The following is a 17,613-nucleotide window of genomic DNA, read 5'->3' on the forward strand; positions in this document are numbered from 1 at the left end:
GCTCTAGCCGAACAGTGCAGCGCCGTTGCCCCAGCACACGGCGCGAACCCAGTCGTCTCCCAGGTCCAGGCGGCGTACTGCATCGAGAGCGTCAAGGTAGGGATACGGGATGTTGGGGTAGTCGCTGCCGAACAGGATGCGGTTCTGCAGATCGAGCAGCCGCGGCAACTCGTTACTCGGAAACGGTGCCGCCGCCTCGGAGAAGTCGGTGAATGCCATGGTGGTGTCGAGTCGAACGTTCTCGAAGCGATCGGCCAGATCGAGAAACTGGACGTACTCGGGCATGCCCATGTGCGCGATGATCAACGGTAACGTCGGGAACCGCTGCAGCAGAGCGGCTATGGGCTCCGGACCGGTATACGACCCGGGCGCCGGGCCGGATCCGCAGTGAATCACCACCGGAACCTGGGCGTCCGAGAGCGCGCCCCAGACACCGTCGAGCAGAGGATCGTTCGGTGAATAGTTGCCGACCTGAATGTGCGACTTGAAGATTCGGGCACCGCTCGTCAGTGCTTGCTCGACGTATTCGGCGGCACCGTCCTCGGGATAGAACGTGGCGGTGTGCAGGCAGTCGGGAGTACGCGCCGCGAAGTCCGCACCCCATGAGTTGAGCCATGCTGCCATCGACGGCTTGTGCGGATAGATCATCGAGGTGAAGTGCCGCACTCCGAACTCGCGAATGACGTCCAGTCGCCGGTCTTCGGCGAAGCGATACGAAATGGGCCAGACGCTGCCGGTCAGCGGCCCGGCACTGTCGAAGTAGCTCCACACCTTGTCCATCACGTTCTTCGGCATGAAGTGCGTGTGGACGTCGAAGAGGCCCGGCAACGACAGCTCGGTCCAGAAGGCGACGATACGTGCCGTCTCCTCGGCGAGGTCGGCGTCGGACCGCGGCTGCTCAGCGTGCGACATGCGCGTCGAACCACTCGAGAGTCTTGCCCCACGCATCGGCCGCGGCATCGGCGTCGAACACCGCAGGGCGGTCGTTGCAATGGAAACCATGCTTGCCGTGCGCGTACCGGGTGATCTCGGTGGCGACCGGGGCGGTTGCAGTGAATCCGCGTAGCGTCTCGACGTCCTCGAACGGGATGCCCTCGTCCAGGTCCCCGAAGAAGCCGTGCCATGGGGTCTGAAGCGCGTCGCCCACCGAGGCCATCGCGGGATAACCGAAGCGGCCCTTCGTGATTCCGCCGCCGTAGAAGGTAGCTGCCGCAGCGAGGGGGCGTCGAACAGCGGTATGGAAGGCCACGGTGCCGCCCATGCAGAAGCCGACGATGGCGATCGACGAGGGCTCGAATCCCAGTTCGGCGAGGGCACTCGCCGCTGCGTCGACGTCCGCGTCGACCTCGTCCGCCTCGAGCTTGCCGATGGCCGCCATGGCGGAATTCATGTCGGAGTAATCGAGAACGGTGATGCCGTCCTGCCGGTGGAACAGATGCGGAGCGACGGCGACCCATCCTGCGGCCGCGACACGATTGCAGACGTCGACGATGTGGTCGGTGACGCCGAAGGCTTCCTGAATGACGATGACGCCGCCGCGTGCATTCCCGTCGGGCTGGACCATGGTGAGGGGGGTGGTGTTCACCCCTCGATTGGAGCACACCCCTCCGCGTGCATGCCGGTATCCACGGTGAGTTAGACGGTTTTGTACGGTGGCGGGCAGGGAACGATCCCGACCGAGAGGACAACTCATGCGTGCGGTACAGATCTCCAGCCTCGACGGACCCGACTCGGTGAGCGTGGTGGACATCGCCGAACCCGCCCCACGCGACGGGGCGGTGGTCATCGACGTTCATGCCGCGGGCGTGGCCTTTCCCGACGCGTTGCTCACCCGTGGGCTGTACCAGTACAAGCCGGAATTGCCGTTCGTTCCCGGCAGCGAGATCGCCGGCGTCGTACGGTCGGCTCCGGAGGGTTCCGGCTTCTCGGCGGGCGATCGTGTCGCGGCGCTGACCGGCTTGAGCGACGGAATGGCCGAGGTCGCCGTGGTGTCACCCGATACGGTGTTCGCGCTACCGGATTCGGTATCGCTCACCGCAGGGGCGGGGCTGCTGTTCAACGATTTGACGGTGCACTTCGCACTCCGTGAACGCGGCCGGCTGGCAGCCGGTGAGACCGTACTCGTGCACGGCGCAGCCGGCGGTATCGGAACCTCCGCGCTGCGGATGGCTCCGGTGCTCGGTGCGTCGCGGGTGATCGCAGTGGTGAGCTCGGAGGCCAAGGCCGACATCGCGCGCGCCGCCGGAGCCACCGACGTCGTGCTCGTCGACGGGTGGAAGGACGCAGTCAAGGAACTGACCGGCGGTCGCGGTGTCGATGTGGTGGTCGACCCGGTGGGCGGTGACCGGTTCACCGACAGCATCCGTTCGCTCGCGCCGTCGGGGCGAATCCTGGTACTGGGCTTCACCGGTGGCGAGATTCCGACGGTCAAAGTCAACCGGTTGCTGCTCAACAACGTCGACGTCGTGGGCGTCGGCTGGGGTGCGTGGTGGATGACGCGACCGGGCTACCTCGCCGAGCAGTGGGCCGAAATTCAACCGCTACTGGCCGACGGATCCCTCGTTGCTCCGGAGCCCTCGGTGTTTCCGGCCGACGAAGCCGCCGCTGCCATTGCCTCACTGGAAAATCGCACTGCCGCAGGAAAAGTGGTGCTCGACTTCTCGCGCTGATATCGCCTGTTGCCCTGCATCGAGTTGCCGGGTCACTCCGGCAACTCGATGCCCCGTGCCTCGGACAGGGCCGCGATCTCGGCGGGGAAGACGTTCTTGAAGACGAACGGATCAGTGCCGAGAGCCCAGTCGGGCGCGAGTTCGATGGCATACCTCTCGAAGTAACCGAGTTGCTTGGCCACCAGGATCAATTCCTCGGGGCTCGATGTCTTGTACTGCTTGCCCATGCTGACCAGGGCGCGGATGAAGTCCGCCAGGCTGAAGTGCGCGAGGGTCGTCGAGAGCATCGGCGCGAACACCGACTGCAGTATCGCTCCGACCTCGGCATCCGAACCCATCTGTGGTGCAACGATTCCCAAACGTTTGACGGTGCCGGCGAGCCTGGTGAAATCACCGTCGATCACGGTGGCATGGAACAGGTCGAGTAGCAGTGCGCGCCACTGCTCGTCCACCTCGCCCATGACACCGAAATCGAGGAAGGCCACTCGGCCGTCGTCGAGCACCCACACGTTGCCCGCGTGCACGTCGCCGTGGAAAAGACCGTGCAGCACGAGCGCTTCCATCCACACCTTGGCAGCTCGGCGGACGATCAGCTCGGATTGCTCTCCGGGCTCGTAGCGATCGAGTGGAGAGCCCTGCATCAGTTCCATGCAGATGACTCGGCCACCGCAGTAGTCGAAGAACACCTCGGGAGCGGTGACGTGCTCGTTGTCACCGAATGCACCGATGGCCGCGCGAAAGCTGTCCTGTCGCTTGGCTTCCACGGCACTGTCGAGTTCGGCGAAAGTGGCGGCATGCAGGTCGACGATGATGGCCGACGCATTGGCGGTGGCGAAGAACGGAATGAACTTCTCGAGCCCGCGGGCGATGAGGTAGGCGATCCGCAGATCGATCTTCATCCGGTGATAGATGCCCCGCCGCTGCACCTTCATGACAACTTCGCGACCGTTGTCGCGGCGCACGCACAGATGTACCTGAGCAACCGACGCGGACGAGAGCGGCACGTCGTCGAACGAGGAGAACAGATCGTCGATGGTGCGGCCCAGGTCGGCCTCGATCACCGCGCGTGCCTGCGAACCGGGAAACGGCGGAACCTCGTCGAGGCACCGCAGACAGGTATCGGCGAGGACCTTGGGGAACAGTCCCGGGGAGGATCCCATCAGCTGTCCGACCTTGACGAAAGTGGGACCGAGAGCGAAGAACGCATCGACAACGGCCTCCGAGGCATGCACCGGCCACCCGCGTCGGGGCGCACGAACCCAGCGTCCGATCGCGACGAACTGGAAGTACGTCAACACCGATCCGATGACGATGAGCCGCAGCAGTTCTCGTATCCCGAAAGTCTTCAGCTCGGGTGCGGGCTCGGGCGTCGTGGGCTCGGGCGTCATGCGTGCACTCCCTCGGGTAGGCGTGCGGTCGACGCTTCCAGGCGCGACAACAATCGATCGAATGTGGTCTGGTCGTCCGAGGCACGTGAGAGCACCAGCGCACCTTGGATTCCGGCTACGATCTCCTCGGCCAGACCGGCTGCCGACTCACCGTGTCCGAGTCGGTTCAGGACCGGGGTGAGTGCCTCGATCCAGTGTGTGAAATGTGTTGCGACGCGTCCGGAGAACGCGGCACGCTCGAGGCCGAGCGTGAACGCTCCGAACAGACACACCAGACGGTTGGAGCGGAAGTAGCGAGCGGTCTGCTCGAACATCTCGTGTGTGGCCGACGCCGCATCGGTCCCGTGCCGGAGCGGCTCGAACACATTGTGGTGAAACCACTGTTCCACGTCGTCGAGGACTGCCTCGGCCATCTCCTGTTTGCCGCGCGGAAAGTAGTGGTAGAGACTGCCTTTGCCCAGGCCGGTCTGCCTGCTGATGACCGCGAGAGACGAACCGTCGAACCCGTGGTCGCGGAACACCCCTGCGAGTATCGGCACCACGTCGTGGCGATCGCTCATGAGCCGGTACTGTACCAATCGGTACACGCCGGGTGTAACTGGGTTCTCGAGATCGGACCATGCCGCTGTGAAGAGAACCACCGTCCTGGCCGCCGGGGCCTTCCTCGTCGGCGGGTTGACCTACCTTGCCGCCGAAGCGATTGCGGCACTGGGCTGGAGCGATCCGCCGTACAGCTACGCGCGCAACAACATCAGTGACCTCGGGATTCCGGACATCTCACCGTGGCATGCGGTGATGAACACCGGGTTCGTCGTCGACGGCACGCTGTTCGTTCTCGCCGGACTCGGATTGTCCGTGCTGTTCGAGGGTCGAGCGCGGTGGATTCTGCTGGGGACGGCGATCGTGCACGGCGTCGGCAGTGTCGTGGTCGGGCTGGCGCACGCGTCGGTCGACGGAGCATCGGTGCCGCATGCGGCGGGCGCCGGGATGGCGATCATCGGTGGGAACCTGGTACTGCTGGCTGTCGGTCGGTACGGCAGTCGCGTCGGTGCGCCGCGGTGGTACACGGTGGGCAGCGCGGCCGCGGGGGCCGTCGGTTTGGCCGGTCTGGCCCTGTTCCTCGCCGACCCGGGGATCCTCGACGGCGGGACGTTCGAGCGCATCTCGGTGTACACGATCATCGGATGGGAGATCATCACGGGGACAATGATTCTCGTGCACCGGCGAGGCCTAGCCGAAGTTCGGTGACTGCTTGGCGAGAAATGCACGCACACCCTCCTTGCCGTCCGTCGACCCGAAGGCTTCCTCGAACACAGGCAGCGCCCGTTGTGCTGGTTCGTAGGGTTCCTCCCCGAAAGTGAGCGCCAGGGCCCGCTTGTTCGCGTGCACCGCCGAGCGGGACTTCCGAGCGAGTACGTGCGCCAGGTCCAAGGCCACCGAGAGCGATTCACCGCGCGGAGCCACCCGATTGATCAGACCCCACTCGAGCGCGGTCTCGGCCGTGATGGGCTCGCCGAGCAGGACGAGCTCGGCCGCGCGAGCCTGGCCCACTCGGCGCAGCGCCCGCATCGACCCGCCGCTGCTGGGGATGACGCCGAGGTCGATCTCCGGTAGCCCGAGCCGAGCGCCTGCGTCCGCGACCACGAGATCGCAGCACATGGCCATCTCGAGTCCGCCGCCCAACGCGAATCCGTCGATCGCCGCGACCGTCGGAAGCGGCAGGTCCGCCAGCAGATCGAGCGTGGCGGTCTCGAAGGCGCTCTTGCGAGCGAGCACATCACCGTCGGCCTGCATCGAGGGCATCTCGGAGATGTCCGAACCCGCACTGAACACCCGCTCGCCGGTGAGCACCACCGCTCGAATCTCGTTGCCCACCGCCAGTTCTCGTAGAACGGTATGAAGCCGGCGCGTCGCCGGACGGGTCAGCGCGTTGACCGGCGGGTTGCTCAGCGTGATCTGGGCGACGGCCGGGTGCGGGAAGGACAGTACGGGGGAGTGCTCGGTGGGCATACCGAAAACCGTAGAGCGTTGACCAGGCGATTGGGAGACTATCGAGATGGCATGTACCGTTGGGGACACACAGCGCGGGGTGGAGCAGCTCGGTAGCTCGCTGGGCTCATAACCCAGAGGTCGCAGGTTCAAATCCTGTCCCCGCTACGAAAACAAGACCACGGTCCTCACGAGGGCCGTGGTTTTTCGTTCAATCCTGCACGCCCTGTCGATGACGGTGCGATGCAACTTTTGCTCCACTCGGCAGCTCACAGTCGGGAAGTTCCCGATCTGCGACACGAAGTGGAGCATCCGTTGCCACAGCTCACCGGATCTCGCGTAAGGGGTGTCGACCCGAGCGTTTCATGAGACCACATGCGGCCGGCCTGAGTGGTGTGGGTGGAAGGCCCCTCAGGGTTGCAGTCTGAATTGCACGACGGCCGTGACGTTCTCGATGGCGTCGTCCAGTGCGGTCTTGCGGGCTCGGGCGTCCGGTGCCGACAGGATGTCCAGCCGATCGGACTGACCCATCGGGATCAGTGCGGCCAGCGACCAGATCTTCTCGGCGGCCGAGATCGGCAGGCTCAGAAAATCCGGAAAGCCCGGAGTGGCAATGTTTTCGGCGGATTCGAGCCGGCCGATGAGCTCGTACAGATCCTCGACCCGTGCCCACGTGGTGTCGAATTCGGTATCGGCGATCACCGAGTCGGCGTCCTCGTCGGGCCACGGTCGCACGTCGGCCAACGGATAGGGATCGTCGGGCAGCCAGGCGTCGATCCTGACTCGCTCGCCTCCGACACACTCGAGCAGATACCGACCGTCACCGATGGCCTCGTGCCCGATGATGTGAGCGATCGTCGCCACGTCATGCCGAACGTCGCCGCCGCCGGCCTCGTGGCCGCGCGCGATGAGCACGACGCCGAAGCTCGGATCGTCCTGCTCGAGGCAGTCGTGCACCAGTGCCTGGTAGCGCGGCTCGAAGATGTGCAGCGGTAGCCGTTCGCCCGGGAGCAACACACTCCCGAGGGGGAACATCGGAATGACGCTCACGGGCGATGCATCGGCATGACTGCCGGAATGATCTCGGCCGTCGCGTCGTTTTCCGTCGCGTTGTCACCCAGGAAATCGTCCAGCAGGCGGAAGAAGAAATCCGGCTCGTCGAGCTGCGGGAAGTGACCCGCATCGGGGAAGATCTCGACGCGGCTGTTGGGCACCTCACGCCGAATGTTGTCGGCGTGCTTGGCCGGAATCATCCGATCTTTACCGCCCCAGACGAGCAGCGACGGAATGGACTCGAACTTCGCGAAATGTTGCTTGGCACTGACGGTCTGACCGCGTGGGCCCACCACGGCTCGCGTCGACGCGAGGAAGGCGCCGCGGGTGGAACGGTCGGCAACCGACTGGAACGATCGCCACGTCTCGGCCATACTCGGGCCTGGTTTGACCGGAAGACCCCACTTACCCAGCTGCGCCAGCGCACCCTCGGTGTTCTTGCGGAACCAATCCGACGCAAGTAGCGGAAGTACCAACTCGCTACCGGGAAGCGTCGCGGCCTTGAGTAGCAGGCTCACCTCGGGGCCGAGGCCGCCGCTACTGACCAATGCGAGACGATCCACGCGCTCGGGGAACAGATATGTGAGCTGCATGATGATGCCGCCGCCGAGCGAGTGACCGACCATCGGCGCGGAGTCGATCTGCAGATGATCCATCAGATCTCGAATGGTGGCCGAGTGCGAGCTCAGCGAGTAATCGCCGGCCGGCTTGTCGGAGTCGCCGTGTCCGAACAGATCGGGTGCGATGACCCGGTACTTGTGCGACAGACGCTCGAGCTGGGTGCCCCAGGACAGATGCGATCCGAGTAGGCCGTGCACCAGAATCACGGGAGGACCGTCGCCGATGTCGACGTACCGCAGGACGTCCTTGTGAAGTTCCACGGACTGCAATTCGTACGGTGAACTCATTGTCGACCTCCCTGTCGTGTGGTTCGGGCCTGTCGCGAAGCTCGTCGAGCCATGTGGCACAAACGTACAAGCTGCGCCGCCGCGGCGACAGACCGTCTGTACGGGGCGACGAGCTTCAGCGCCCGCCGTCCACGGTGTCGTCGATGATCTTGGCCAGTTCCTCGGCCATCGGCGCGCTCAGCATGTCGACGTGATCACCGGTGATATCGACGAAAGTCAGGTCGCCACGAGCAACTGCCTGCCACGACCGGGGATCTTTCACGTTCTCTGCTGTGCGTACCACGGTCATCGAACCTGACCACGGAGTTGGCACGTGCTTGTTCAGCGCTACGTACCCGATGCTTGCGAAGACCAACCATTCCATGGTCGTCGGGTACCGGAGCAGTCCGGCGAACTGCATCCGCAACCACAGAGCGGCTGTGCCGACGCGGCCGAGGTCGAAGCCCGCTTCTTCGCGTGTCTGTGCCGGCGGCGCAGCCGGAACCTCGGTACCGCCGGGCAATTTGTCGAGCAGATGCCGGAACAGTCGCGTGTCCAGGAGCAGCAGATGCGGAGAGCCCAGACCACGGTCTCGAATTCTCTCCGCCATCGCAATGGCGATCCACCCGCCGAGAGAGTGACCGACGAGATGGAACGGCCCCTCGGGCTGGACGGTGCGCACCGCGTCCACGTAACGCTTCGCGGTGCGCCGGATGGTGCGGTCGGGTAGGCCGCGCTTACCCCGGCCGTGTGCCTGCAGTGCGTACACCGGGTGGTCGTCGTCGATGTGCTTGACGAGATTGAGGAATGCCATCGCGCCGACGCCCGCTCCGCCGACCAAGAAGATCGGTGCCTTGCTGCCCTCGGTGCGCAGGGGCACCAGCACGTCGTGCTCCCCGGATGTGCGCCGACGAGCGGTGGCCTCGTTGCGAAGACGTGCATCGACGGTTGCCGCGAGGGTTCGCACGGTCGTCGCGGCGAACACATCCTCGGCCGTGAGCTCGACCTTCAGGCCTTCCCGTAGTCGGGCCAGCATTGCCGTTGTCGTCAGCGAGTTCCCGCCCAGTGCGAGGAAGTCCTCGTCCCGGCCTATGGCATCGAGACCGATGGCAGCCCGCGCAGCCTCGGCCACGATGTATTCGGTGGGGCCGGCCGCGGTGCGCTCGACTCGTCGATCCGCAGGCTCGGGCAGGGCCATGCGATCGAGCTTGCCGCGTTCGTTGCGTGGCATCGCGTCCAGAGCGACGATGTGCGCGGGCACCATCCATTCCGGAAGAGTCCGGCGCAGCGCTGCTCTGATCTCGCCGACGGAGGGTCGCTTGGCGGACTGCACCGAGCACACGTAGGCCACCAGGTCGGTATCCATGCCGGTACGTCTGGCAATCACCGCGGCCTCGTGGATCTCCGGTATGGCGCGTAGTGCCGCCTCGATCTCGGCCGGCTCGACCAGGTAGCCACGAACCTTGACGGCATCGTCGATACGTCCGGCCAGATGCAGTACCCCGTGTTCGTCCAGGCGTCCCAGATCGCCGGTGCGATACCGAAAAAGACCGTCGCCGAGGGCCGTGAATCGTTCGGAGTCGAGACCTGCTTCGCCGAGGTAGCCGTCGGCCAGGCAGGTCGAGGTGACTCGGACTTCGCCGATCGTGTCGGGTGAGCACACCGAGCCGTCGGCGGCGACGACCTCGACGAGCTTGCCCGGGATGGGTACCCCGGCAGGGAGGAAGCCCGCGGGCAGGGACCGCTCCGGTGGGAACTGGCTGTGGGCGACGGCACCGGCTTCGGTGGTCGCGTACCAGTTGACCACCGTGGCACGACTGTCGAACCGTCGCCGGAAATTGTCGACGTCGTCGGAATGCAGAGATTCCCCGTACGTGGTGGCCACGCGCAGACTGGGAATGCTGGTGTGTGCTTGCTCGGCTGCCGCAATCGTGCGCAGTAGTGACGACGAGCAGTGCAGGGTGGTCAGCGAATGCGCCGCGATCCAGTCGGCGGTGTCGGACGCGACGCCCGACCGAGGGTCTCGGCAAAACACCGCAGCCCCGCTGAGAATGCCTGCGAAAAGGGTGTTCAACCCGGCACCGAAACTGACCGGGAGTGAGTTTCCGACGCGATCGTGCGGGCCGATCGACAACGCGGTCGCGACCTCGTATGCCTTGGTCAGGCACATCCGGTGGCTCAGGACCACGCCCTTGGCGGTACCCGTCGATCCCGAGGTGTAGTTGACGACCGCAGTGTGATCACCCGACAGCGTCGGTAGTGGCACACAGGAATCCACGGTTGCGGCAACGGCGGCGGCGTCGAGCGCAGTGGCGTTCGCTCGGTCGATGATGGACGCGCGGCGCTCGGCGGGGAGCATGGGGTCGAGCGGAACGAGTGGGTGACCGGAGGCGACGACGGCCAACATCAGCACGATCGAGCCGGGCGAGTCGTCGGTGTCGACGGCGAGCGGCCGAGAATCCGAGGGAAAGAGGGTGGCGATCTTTCGGGCCTGCGAATACGCACTGTGCAGCAGTTCGTCGAAGGTCAGCGCGGTCCCGCCCACCGACAGAGCAACGGCGTTCGGTAGGGCATGCGCCACCTCCCGATAGCGGGCCATCAGTGTGTCCCGGCTCTCGGGTCGACACATCGGGGCCAGCGTGGGACGGGTGGGTGCATCGATGTCTTGAACCGACATGATTCTCCTTGCACGAGCCCGACCCGTGATCGCGGAGTGGTTTAGCGGGGCGTAAACCTACCTCCAGACTGTTTTGCTGCTCAAAGGTAGACGCGATTCACCTTTACGCGCAAGCCAAAAACCGGACATTTCACAACGATCAGGTGTCGTTACGAAATGCCCGGTCCGGTTCGGTAGGTGCTACAGGTCCGCGATCGCCTCCAGAGGCTTGGTGCGAGCCGCACGCACCGCAGGCCACAGTGCGGCCAGCACCCCGACGACGGCGGACCCCACCAGCATGCCCGCCACCTGCCCCCAGGGGATGGTCATGGTTCCCAGGCCCTCGTCGCGCAGCGTCTGAACGAATCCCCAGCCGAACGCGATACCGAGGACGACGCCCACGATCGCGCCGAACAGCGCGATGAGCAACGACTCGAGGTAGATGATGCGTCGCACCTGTGGACGTTGCATTCCGATGGCCCTGAGCATGCCGATCTCACGTCGACGCTCCACGACGGACAGCGCGAGCGTGTTGACGATGCCGAGGACGGCGATGACGACGGCCAATGCCAGCAAGCCGTACAAGACGGCGAGCAGGGTGTCGATCTGTTGCCCCTGGCTGCCCTTGAACTCGTCGACGTCCTGAACCTGAACGACCACGAAGGGTTTGGTGGCGGCTTCGAGGTCGGTGCGCAGTGTGTCGAGATCGGTTCCCGGCACTGCCTTGACCAGCACCAGGAGATCGGACCGGGTGATGGACGGCGTCACCTCCTGGTAGATGTCGCCCGAGACGATCCAGTTTCCGAGCAGCGGATTGTCGGTGAACACCCCGGTGACGGTCACCGGAACCGAGGCCCCGTCGACGGTGTCGAAGACGACCTCGGTTCCGATCGTCCATCCGCGTGTGGCCGCTTCGGTTTCCGACACCGAGAAGCCGTTGTCGACCAGGTCCGCGGTGCCCTGGACCATGGACAGATCGAACAGTCCCTCGGGCGAGCCGTCGATGGCGGCACCGAACTCCTCCTCGCCGTCGATCGTCACGAACACCGGGTGCAGCACCGCTGTGCGGTCCACGCCGGTCACCTCCTGCGCAGCAGCGGTGGCACCGGTCGGAACGCCGATCGACTGAGGTCCCGAGAGTATGTAGTCCGCCTCGACGCCGGTGTCGACGAGCGAATCGACGCTGGCTTTGGCAGTGGATCCGAGCACCCCGATCACGGTGACGAGCATGAGCCCGAGCATCAGGGCGAAGGCGGTGGCCGCAGTCCGACGCGGGTTGCGTACGGAGTTGGTCCGGGCCAATCGTCCGATCGCGCCGAACGGCCGGGTGATGACGGCACCCAGTGCCCCCACGATGGGCCGCGACAGAGAGGGCGCGGCCAGCGCGGTGGCGACGATGAGTGCGACTGCACCTGCCCCGACCGTGGCCGCCGCGGCTCCGCCGGTCGATTGTGCGCCGACGACCAGCGCGGCAGCACCGGCGATTCCCAACCCGACTCCCACGAACGTTCGTGTGCGCAAGGTGTCGCCTGCGGAGGCGAACTCCTCTCGCATCGCGGCGACCGGCGGAATTCTCGCTGCCCGACGCGCCGGCGCGTACGCGCTGAGAACGGTGACGATGATGCCGACCGCGAAAGCGACGACGACGGTGCGGGGCTCGAGTGCCAGTGGACCGGACGGCAGGCCCAGATCGAAGGCGTTGAGCAACGCGCGCAGACCATAGGCCAGCCCGACCCCGCCTGCGAAGCCGAGGATGCTGCCGATGATGCCGACGACGAGAGCTTCGAGTACCACCGACCGGCTGACCTGGCCGCGGCTCGCCCCGATGGCACGCAGCAGGGCGAGCTCACGGACTCGCTGGGCGACGATCATCGAGAAGGTGTTGTAGATGATGAACGTGCCGACGAGAAGAGCGATCCCGCCGAACGCGAGCAGGAAGTAGTTGATGAACGACAGAGCCGACTCCACCTCGGCCTGGGTCTCTTCCTGAACGTCCGCGGCCGTCTGCACCTTCAGATCGGGGAGCGCGGCGGCAATCTCGTCTCGCAGATCGCTCTGGGTGAGCCCCTGGGCGGCGAGGTCGGCGCCTGCGACGTCGACGTACTGCACGTGAGCTCCGTCGGTGAACAGCTCGTTCGCCTGGCTCTGAACGAATTGCAGTCCGATGAATCCGCCGGATTCGGTTGCGGTGGAATAGATTCCGGAGATCGTGATGTCGGTGATGCCCTTGGACGGCACGAGCACCTGGGTGGCGTCGCCCACCTCGAGGCCGGCGCGCTCGGCACCGCCGGCGTTGATCGCGACCTGCCCGGGGGCGGTGGGGGCGGAGCCGTCGACGAAGGTCGTCGGGTCGCCGAGTCGTTGGTCCTCCGGCAGGTACGACTCACCGATGGTCGGTGCGCCGCCGGATTGCACAGCGGCACCGTCGGAGTCGAGCAGAACGATCTGACCCCCGACGTACGGCGACACGGCGCGCACGTTCGGCAACGCCGAGATCGCCGCGATGTCCTCGGTCGGCACGCCGGAAGAGCGTGCGTCCTCGGCGCTCACTCGTACGTCTGCGCCCTGCGCGGTATCGGCGAACAGAGACGAAAATGTGCGTTGGAGGGTGTCGGTGAAGACGAACGACCCCGCGACGAATGCGGTGCCGAGGACAACGGAGAGTACCGTCAGAGCCAGTCGAACCTTGTGTGCTGCAAGGTTTCTCAGTGACACCTTGCGCATCGGGTTGCCCGACGAACCCCTTTTAGGGGCCTTGTTGGAGACCGAGTGCGCCATTATCGAACTGTCTCCAGCTTCTTCATCCGCTCGAGTACGGCGTCGGCCGTGGGCGAGTTCAGCTGATCGATGACTGCGCCGTCGGCGAGGAACACCACGCGATCTGCATAACTGGCCGCGCGTGGATCGTGGGTGACGATGACGACGGTCTGGTCGAATTCGTCTGCGGCGGTGCGCAGAATCGACAGCACCTCGCCGGACGAGCGAGAGTCCAGGTTGCCGGTGGGCTCGTCGCCGAAGACGATGTCGGGTCGGCCGGCCAGCGCACGGGCACATGCCACGCGCTGCTGCTGTCCGCCCGAGAGTTCACTCGGCCGGTGATCGAGACGATCGCGCAGGCCGAGTCGGTCCACGACGGTGTCGAGCCATCCCTGATCCGGCACTCGGCCCGCGATGTCGAGGGGCAGGGTGATGTTCTCGAGTGCGGTGAGCGTCGGCACCAGATTGAAGGCCTGGAACACGAATCCGATTCGATCTCTGCGTAATCCGGTCATCTCCTTGTCGGAGAGTGCGGTCAGTTCGGTGTCACCGATGGTCACCGTGCCCGAGGACGCAGTGTCCAGTCCGGCCAGGCAGTGCATCAGTGTGGACTTGCCCGAACCCGACGGGCCCATGATGGCGGTGAATTCTCCGCGAGCGAAGTCGACGCTCACCCCGGACAGTGCGTGCACCTGGGTGTCCCCGGAACCGTAGACCTTCGATACGTCGACCGCGCGTGCGGCAATGTCGCTCATGCGAGCCAGTGTTCCAGCGTTCTGCGCCCGTCGCTATCAGGGGAGACCCTGAACACCGGCCCTATGATGGAAAGCATGCGCATCGGAGCACATGTCCGCGACAGCAGCGACCCTCTCGGTACAGCCGAGGCACTCGGCGTCGACCTCGTTCAGATGTTCCTCACCGATCCGCAGAAGTGGAACAAGCTCACCCCGCACCCGCAGGGTGCGGCGCTGCTCGAGGGCAACGTCGACGTGGTGGTGCACTCGTCCTACGTCCTCAACGTGGCGAGCCTGAACAACCGCATCCGCATTCCATCCAGGAAGGCCGTGGTCGAGCAGGCTGCCGCTGCAGCCGAAATCGGGGCCATCGGACTCGTCGTCCACGGCGGCCACGTTCGCGAGGGCGAGGATACCGCCAAGGGAATCGACAACTGGCGCAAGCTCTTCGAGCGCCAAGCGGACCAGGGCGGCTTTGCCGTGCCGATCTTCGTCGAGAACACCGCGGGCGGAGACTCGGCGATGGCGCGGCACTTCGACGACATCGCCCGGTTGTGGGACGCGATCGGTGAATTCGGTGCCGGCTTCTGCCTCGATACCTGTCATGCGTGGGCCGGGGGTGAGGATCTCGTCGACGTGGTCGACCGAATCAAGGCCATCACCGGGAGAATCGACCTGGTGCACCTGAACAACTCGCGCGACGAGTTCGACTCCGCCAGGGACCGGCACGCGAACCTCGGCACCGGAACCATCGACGCCGAAGTACTGACCGCCGTCGCACTGGCCGCCGACGCGCCGGTGATCCTCGAAACGCCGCCCGAGGGAATCGAGGACGACGTCAGGCTGCTGAAGAGCCTGTAGCGGCGGTGGCCATCGCCGTCAGGTGCTGCGCGGCCACCGACCACAGACGGAGCAGCTCGTCCACTCCTTGCAGGTCGCCGGCCCAGCTGACCTGTGCAACGGTGGTACCGACCTCGGAGACGGTGATCGCGATGTCGAGGGCGTACCCGTCGTTCGGCACGGCCGAAGCGTCGTCACGCACGATGATCTGCGCCCCGGCACGCGAGGCGATCGCGGGATAGTTGCGGGTGAGCGCGTAGTCGCGGCCGCCGTTGGGCACCGACTCCAGTTTTCTCGTCACATCGTCGACGAGGTTCTTGCCGTGAGCGGGTACGGCGAGCGTGTCGGTGTGGACTGCGGGAAGCCGGACCGGATGCACGACTCCCGTGGCTCCGAAGTCCAGATCCACCAGGACGCCGGCCGATGAGCCACGGCGGTTGTTCTGCTGCCAGGTGGATATCGCCGACCCGAGCGCTGCGAGCAGCGCCGCGTGGGTTCGGTGTTGGCTCTCGGGCAACGCGAGCACGACCGAGGCCTGCTCGGAGCGCTGCGATGCCGATCGGGCGTCGAGCAGTGGCCGCTCCGCGGGGGTCAAGACAGCAACCCAGTACGGAACCTGTTCGGCAACCTCGGTGCAGAGGGTGCGCCCGAGCTGAGCTGGGCTGATGGTCTCCCCGCACGTGAGTCCCTGTCGAACGACTCTCAGCGGTGCGAACACGGTCACGCCGACGAACCCCACTTCCAGAGCAGATTGTCCTAGCCTTACCTAATTCCCACAGGCTAGCTCGAGCTGGAATCGGGTGCCAGGACGCCCCGGCGTGGATCGGTGACGCGCAGCATCGGAATGCCGGGGGAGACCGGCAGAGTTCCGGTCTCGAGGTCGTCGAGCAAGCCTTCCGACCAGCCCAGCAAGCCGCCGACGTCGATATTGTGCGGAGGATCGACCTCGAAGCCGACCAGGCGATCGTGTCCCTGCCGAAGCAGCGAAGCGGCACCGATGCGGTTGCCACGCATCAGATGGGTCAGGCCGACGGCGAGTTGGGCGAGTCCCTGCCACAGTGGACGCTCGTCGGGCGGGCAACTCTTCCACGTGCCCTCGAGAACTTCGTGTGCGTGGAACGGCATGTTCTCGTCCAGGAACCGCTGCGCTTCCGCGAGTGCTGTGCCGGGCGGGAGCCGTACGTCGTCCGGCACCCGTGGGGTTCCGCTGCTACCACGAGCGAGGGGACGGCCCAGACCGTCTCGAGGCCTGCCGTTGAGGGGTTTACCGCGCGCATCGCGCTCGCGTTCGGTCATGGCGGTCACCCTAGTGGGTGGGTGCCGCTCCCCGAGTGAGTTGCGGATCCGATGACCGCGCGGTGATGACGCCCAGGGCGATCAATGCTGCGGCGGACGTCACGACCATCGTGATCGACACGGCCACGGCGTCGTTTCCGAGCGCGCCGACGACCGGGGCGACGATGGCACCGAGGCCGAACTGCGCTGCTCCCAGCAGTGCCGCGGCACCACCTGCGGCTTCACCGTGCCGAGACAGCGCGAGTGCGGGCGCGTTGGGCATCACGAATCCGACCGCCCCGAGCACGAACCACAGTGGAACGACGAACCCGGCCATACCGCCGACCCCGGTCACCGCCAACGCCACCATGACGCCCCCGGCGACGACGCCGAACGACAGAGCCGACAGCACGATCTGTACCGGCGCGAAGCGTCCGAGCAGGAGAACGTTGAGCTGGGAAGCGCCGATGAGGGAGATCGCGCCGGCGGCGAAGACGATCGCGAACTGTTGCTCGTCGAGGCCGAACTCCTCCTGCAGTACGAACGACGACCCAGCGACGTAGGCGAACAGCGAGGACATGGCCAGGGCGGCGACCATGACGAGGACGACGAACTGCGCATCGCCCAACAGTGATCGGTAGGTCCGCAGCACGGGCATGACGCCGCTGGCCCGACGACGCTCGGGTGGCAGGGACTCGCGCAGCGACACGATCGCCAGCGTCATCAACGCCACTCCCATGATCGCCAACGCGGCGAAGACCAGACGCCACGATCCGACCAACAGCACGGCACCACCCAGCGAGGGAGCCAACACGGGGGCGACGCCCATGACGAGCATCAGCCGCGACAGCACGGTGGCGGCCGCGCGGCCGCTGAACAGGTCTCGCACGATGGCCATCGCCACCACGGCTGCAGCGGCAGCTCCGAGACCCTGCACGACGCGTAGACCACCGAGAACGGCGATGTTCGGTGCCACGATGCACGCCACGGACGCCAAGATGTGGACTCCGGTGCCGACGATCAGGGGAAGGCGCCGGCCGACGATGTCGGACAGTGGCCCGATCACGAGCTGGCCGAGGGCGAGTCCGACCAACGTGCCGGCGAGGGTGAGCTGCACGGCGGACGACGGAGTGTTCAGATCGTCGGCGATGGCCGGAAGAGCCGGCAGGTACATGTCGATGGTCAGAGGACCGAGGGCGATGAGTGCGCCGAGAACGAGAATCACCCGCAGGCGTTCCCTGGATGTCGGCTCGGGGGACGTCGTCGTCGGTGTTTCGACTACGGCTGTCTCGGCTGCTGTCGTGTTCGATGCTGGGGCCACCCGAAAGTCAGCAACCGGGGTACTCGTTCTGTTCCCGTTGCTGA

16 protein-coding genes and 1 tRNA gene are annotated in these 17,613 nt (G+C 65.7%); 4 read left to right on the forward strand and 13 right to left on the reverse strand.

The window, feature by feature from the left end; genetic code table 11:
• Positions 1-3: 3 nt before the first annotated feature.
• The gene (locus ACIGGF_RS22000) at positions 4-912 is read right to left on the reverse strand and encodes an amidohydrolase family protein (RefSeq protein WP_397523284.1); all 909 of its coding nucleotides are present in this window, start codon (positions 910-912) and stop codon (positions 4-6) included.
• Complete coding sequence (locus ACIGGF_RS22005; RefSeq protein WP_397523285.1) at positions 899-1,585, reverse strand: dienelactone hydrolase family protein; 687 nt, start codon at positions 1,583-1,585, stop codon at positions 899-901. The genes ACIGGF_RS22000 and ACIGGF_RS22005 overlap by 14 nt, the downstream gene beginning before the upstream one ends.
• A 106-nt stretch (positions 1,586-1,691) precedes the next feature.
• Between ACIGGF_RS22005 and ACIGGF_RS22010 the strand changes: the two genes are divergently transcribed.
• Complete coding sequence (locus ACIGGF_RS22010) at positions 1,692-2,669, forward strand: NADPH:quinone oxidoreductase family protein (protein WP_397523286.1); 978 nt, start codon at positions 1,692-1,694, stop codon at positions 2,667-2,669.
• A gap of 32 nt (positions 2,670-2,701) precedes the next feature.
• On the opposite strand, the gene ACIGGF_RS22015 is transcribed toward ACIGGF_RS22010, so the two are convergent.
• Complete coding sequence (locus tag ACIGGF_RS22015) at positions 2,702-4,057, reverse strand: ABC1 kinase family protein (protein ID WP_397523287.1); 1,356 nt, start codon at positions 4,055-4,057, stop codon at positions 2,702-2,704.
• Positions 4,054-4,617 (reverse strand): TetR/AcrR family transcriptional regulator, encoded by a 564-nt coding sequence (locus ACIGGF_RS22020; RefSeq protein ID WP_397523288.1) that lies wholly within the window; start codon positions 4,615-4,617, stop codon positions 4,054-4,056. Before ACIGGF_RS22020 ends, ACIGGF_RS22015 begins: the two co-directional genes overlap by 4 nt.
• Positions 4,618-4,684: 67 nt before the next feature.
• On the opposite strand from ACIGGF_RS22020, the gene ACIGGF_RS22025 reads away from it, so the two are divergent.
• The gene (locus ACIGGF_RS22025) at positions 4,685-5,305 is read left to right on the forward strand and encodes a DUF998 domain-containing protein (RefSeq protein ID WP_397523289.1); all 621 of its coding nucleotides are present in this window, start codon (positions 4,685-4,687) and stop codon (positions 5,303-5,305) included.
• Here ACIGGF_RS22025 and ACIGGF_RS22030 read toward each other — a convergent pair.
• Entirely contained in the window at positions 5,288-6,067 is a 780-nt protein-coding gene (locus ACIGGF_RS22030; protein WP_397523290.1) for an enoyl-CoA hydratase/isomerase family protein, read from the reverse strand. The two genes, ACIGGF_RS22025 and ACIGGF_RS22030, sit on opposite strands and share 18 nt — an antisense overlap.
• Before the next feature lie 73 nt (positions 6,068-6,140).
• Here ACIGGF_RS22030 and ACIGGF_RS22035 point away from each other — a divergent pair.
• Positions 6,141-6,214: transfer RNA gene (locus tag ACIGGF_RS22035), tRNA-Met, on the forward strand.
• 243 nt (positions 6,215-6,457) lie between these two features.
• Here the strand turns inward: ACIGGF_RS22035 and ACIGGF_RS22040 are convergent.
• From ACIGGF_RS22040 to ACIGGF_RS22060, 5 genes are all read right to left on the reverse strand, one after another.
• Complete coding sequence (locus ACIGGF_RS22040) at positions 6,458-7,096, reverse strand: LON peptidase substrate-binding domain-containing protein (protein ID WP_397523291.1); 639 nt, start codon at positions 7,094-7,096, stop codon at positions 6,458-6,460.
• On the reverse strand, positions 7,093-8,007 hold the full coding sequence (locus ACIGGF_RS22045) for an alpha/beta fold hydrolase (protein WP_397523292.1): 915 nt from the start codon (positions 8,005-8,007) through the stop codon (positions 7,093-7,095). Before ACIGGF_RS22045 ends, ACIGGF_RS22040 begins: the two co-directional genes overlap by 4 nt.
• A 115-nt stretch (positions 8,008-8,122) precedes the next feature.
• Positions 8,123-10,663: an alpha/beta fold hydrolase gene (locus ACIGGF_RS22050; RefSeq protein WP_397523293.1), complete on the reverse strand. Its 2,541-nt coding sequence runs from the start codon at positions 10,661-10,663 to the stop codon at positions 8,123-8,125.
• Positions 10,664-10,843: 180 nt separating this feature from the next.
• A complete protein-coding gene (locus ACIGGF_RS22055) occupies positions 10,844-13,366 on the reverse strand; it encodes an ABC transporter permease (protein WP_397523320.1) in 2,523 nt (840 codons plus the stop codon).
• Between the two features lie 53 nt (positions 13,367-13,419).
• Positions 13,420-14,154, reverse strand: a complete 735-nt coding sequence (locus tag ACIGGF_RS22060; protein ID WP_397523294.1) for an ABC transporter ATP-binding protein — start codon at positions 14,152-14,154, stop codon at positions 13,420-13,422.
• Between the two features lie 75 nt (positions 14,155-14,229).
• Between ACIGGF_RS22060 and ACIGGF_RS22065 the strand changes: the two genes are divergently transcribed.
• Positions 14,230-14,994 carry a deoxyribonuclease IV gene (locus tag ACIGGF_RS22065; protein WP_397523295.1) on the forward strand — a complete coding sequence of 255 codons (765 nt, stop codon included), beginning with the start codon at positions 14,230-14,232 and terminating at the stop codon, positions 14,992-14,994.
• Here the strand turns inward: ACIGGF_RS22065 and ACIGGF_RS22070 are convergent.
• Genes ACIGGF_RS22070 through ACIGGF_RS22080 form a run of 3 tightly spaced genes read right to left on the reverse strand, consistent with a single transcriptional unit; the run spans position 14,972 to position 17,569 of the window.
• On the reverse strand, positions 14,972-15,697 hold the full coding sequence (locus ACIGGF_RS22070) for a hypothetical protein (protein ID WP_397523296.1): 726 nt from the start codon (positions 15,695-15,697) through the stop codon (positions 14,972-14,974). The genes ACIGGF_RS22065 and ACIGGF_RS22070 overlap by 23 nt on opposite strands.
• A 56-nt stretch (positions 15,698-15,753) precedes the next feature.
• The gene (locus ACIGGF_RS22075; protein ID WP_397523297.1) at positions 15,754-16,269 is read right to left on the reverse strand and encodes a DUF309 domain-containing protein; all 516 of its coding nucleotides are present in this window, start codon (positions 16,267-16,269) and stop codon (positions 15,754-15,756) included.
• A gap of 10 nt (positions 16,270-16,279) precedes the next feature.
• A complete protein-coding gene (locus tag ACIGGF_RS22080; RefSeq protein ID WP_397523298.1) occupies positions 16,280-17,569 on the reverse strand; it encodes a multidrug effflux MFS transporter in 1,290 nt (429 codons plus the stop codon).
• Positions 17,570-17,613: the final 44 nt, after the last annotated feature.

This window comes from Rhodococcus sp. NPDC078407, from assembly GCF_044542515.1.
In the GTDB taxonomy this organism is placed as follows: Bacteria; Actinomycetota; Actinomycetes; order Mycobacteriales; family Mycobacteriaceae; genus Rhodococcoides.

Coding starts and splice junctions, on each gene's coding strand:
- ACIGGF_RS22000 (WP_397523284.1), bottom strand. CDS start 912: ATGTCGCACGCTGAGCAGCCGCGGTCCGACGCCGACCTCGCCGAGGAG.
- ACIGGF_RS22030 (WP_397523290.1), bottom strand. CDS start 6,067: ATGCCCACCGAGCACTCCCCCGTACTGTCCTTCCCGCACCCGGCCGTC.
- ACIGGF_RS22065 (WP_397523295.1), top strand. CDS start 14,230: ATGCGCATCGGAGCACATGTCCGCGACAGCAGCGACCCTCTCGGTACA.
- ACIGGF_RS22020 (WP_397523288.1), bottom strand. CDS start 4,617: ATGAGCGATCGCCACGACGTGGTGCCGATACTCGCAGGGGTGTTCCGC.
- ACIGGF_RS22055 (WP_397523320.1), bottom strand. CDS start 13,366: ATGCGCAAGGTGTCACTGAGAAACCTTGCAGCACACAAGGTTCGACTG.
- ACIGGF_RS22045 (WP_397523292.1), bottom strand. CDS start 8,007: ATGAGTTCACCGTACGAATTGCAGTCCGTGGAACTTCACAAGGACGTC.
- ACIGGF_RS22015 (WP_397523287.1), bottom strand. CDS start 4,057: ATGACGCCCGAGCCCACGACGCCCGAGCCCGCACCCGAGCTGAAGACT.
- ACIGGF_RS22010 (WP_397523286.1), top strand. CDS start 1,692: ATGCGTGCGGTACAGATCTCCAGCCTCGACGGACCCGACTCGGTGAGC.
- ACIGGF_RS22060 (WP_397523294.1), bottom strand. CDS start 14,154: ATGAGCGACATTGCCGCACGCGCGGTCGACGTATCGAAGGTCTACGGT.
- ACIGGF_RS22075 (WP_397523297.1), bottom strand. CDS start 16,269: ATGACCGAACGCGAGCGCGATGCGCGCGGTAAACCCCTCAACGGCAGG.
- ACIGGF_RS22050 (WP_397523293.1), bottom strand. CDS start 10,663: ATGTCGGTTCAAGACATCGATGCACCCACCCGTCCCACGCTGGCCCCG.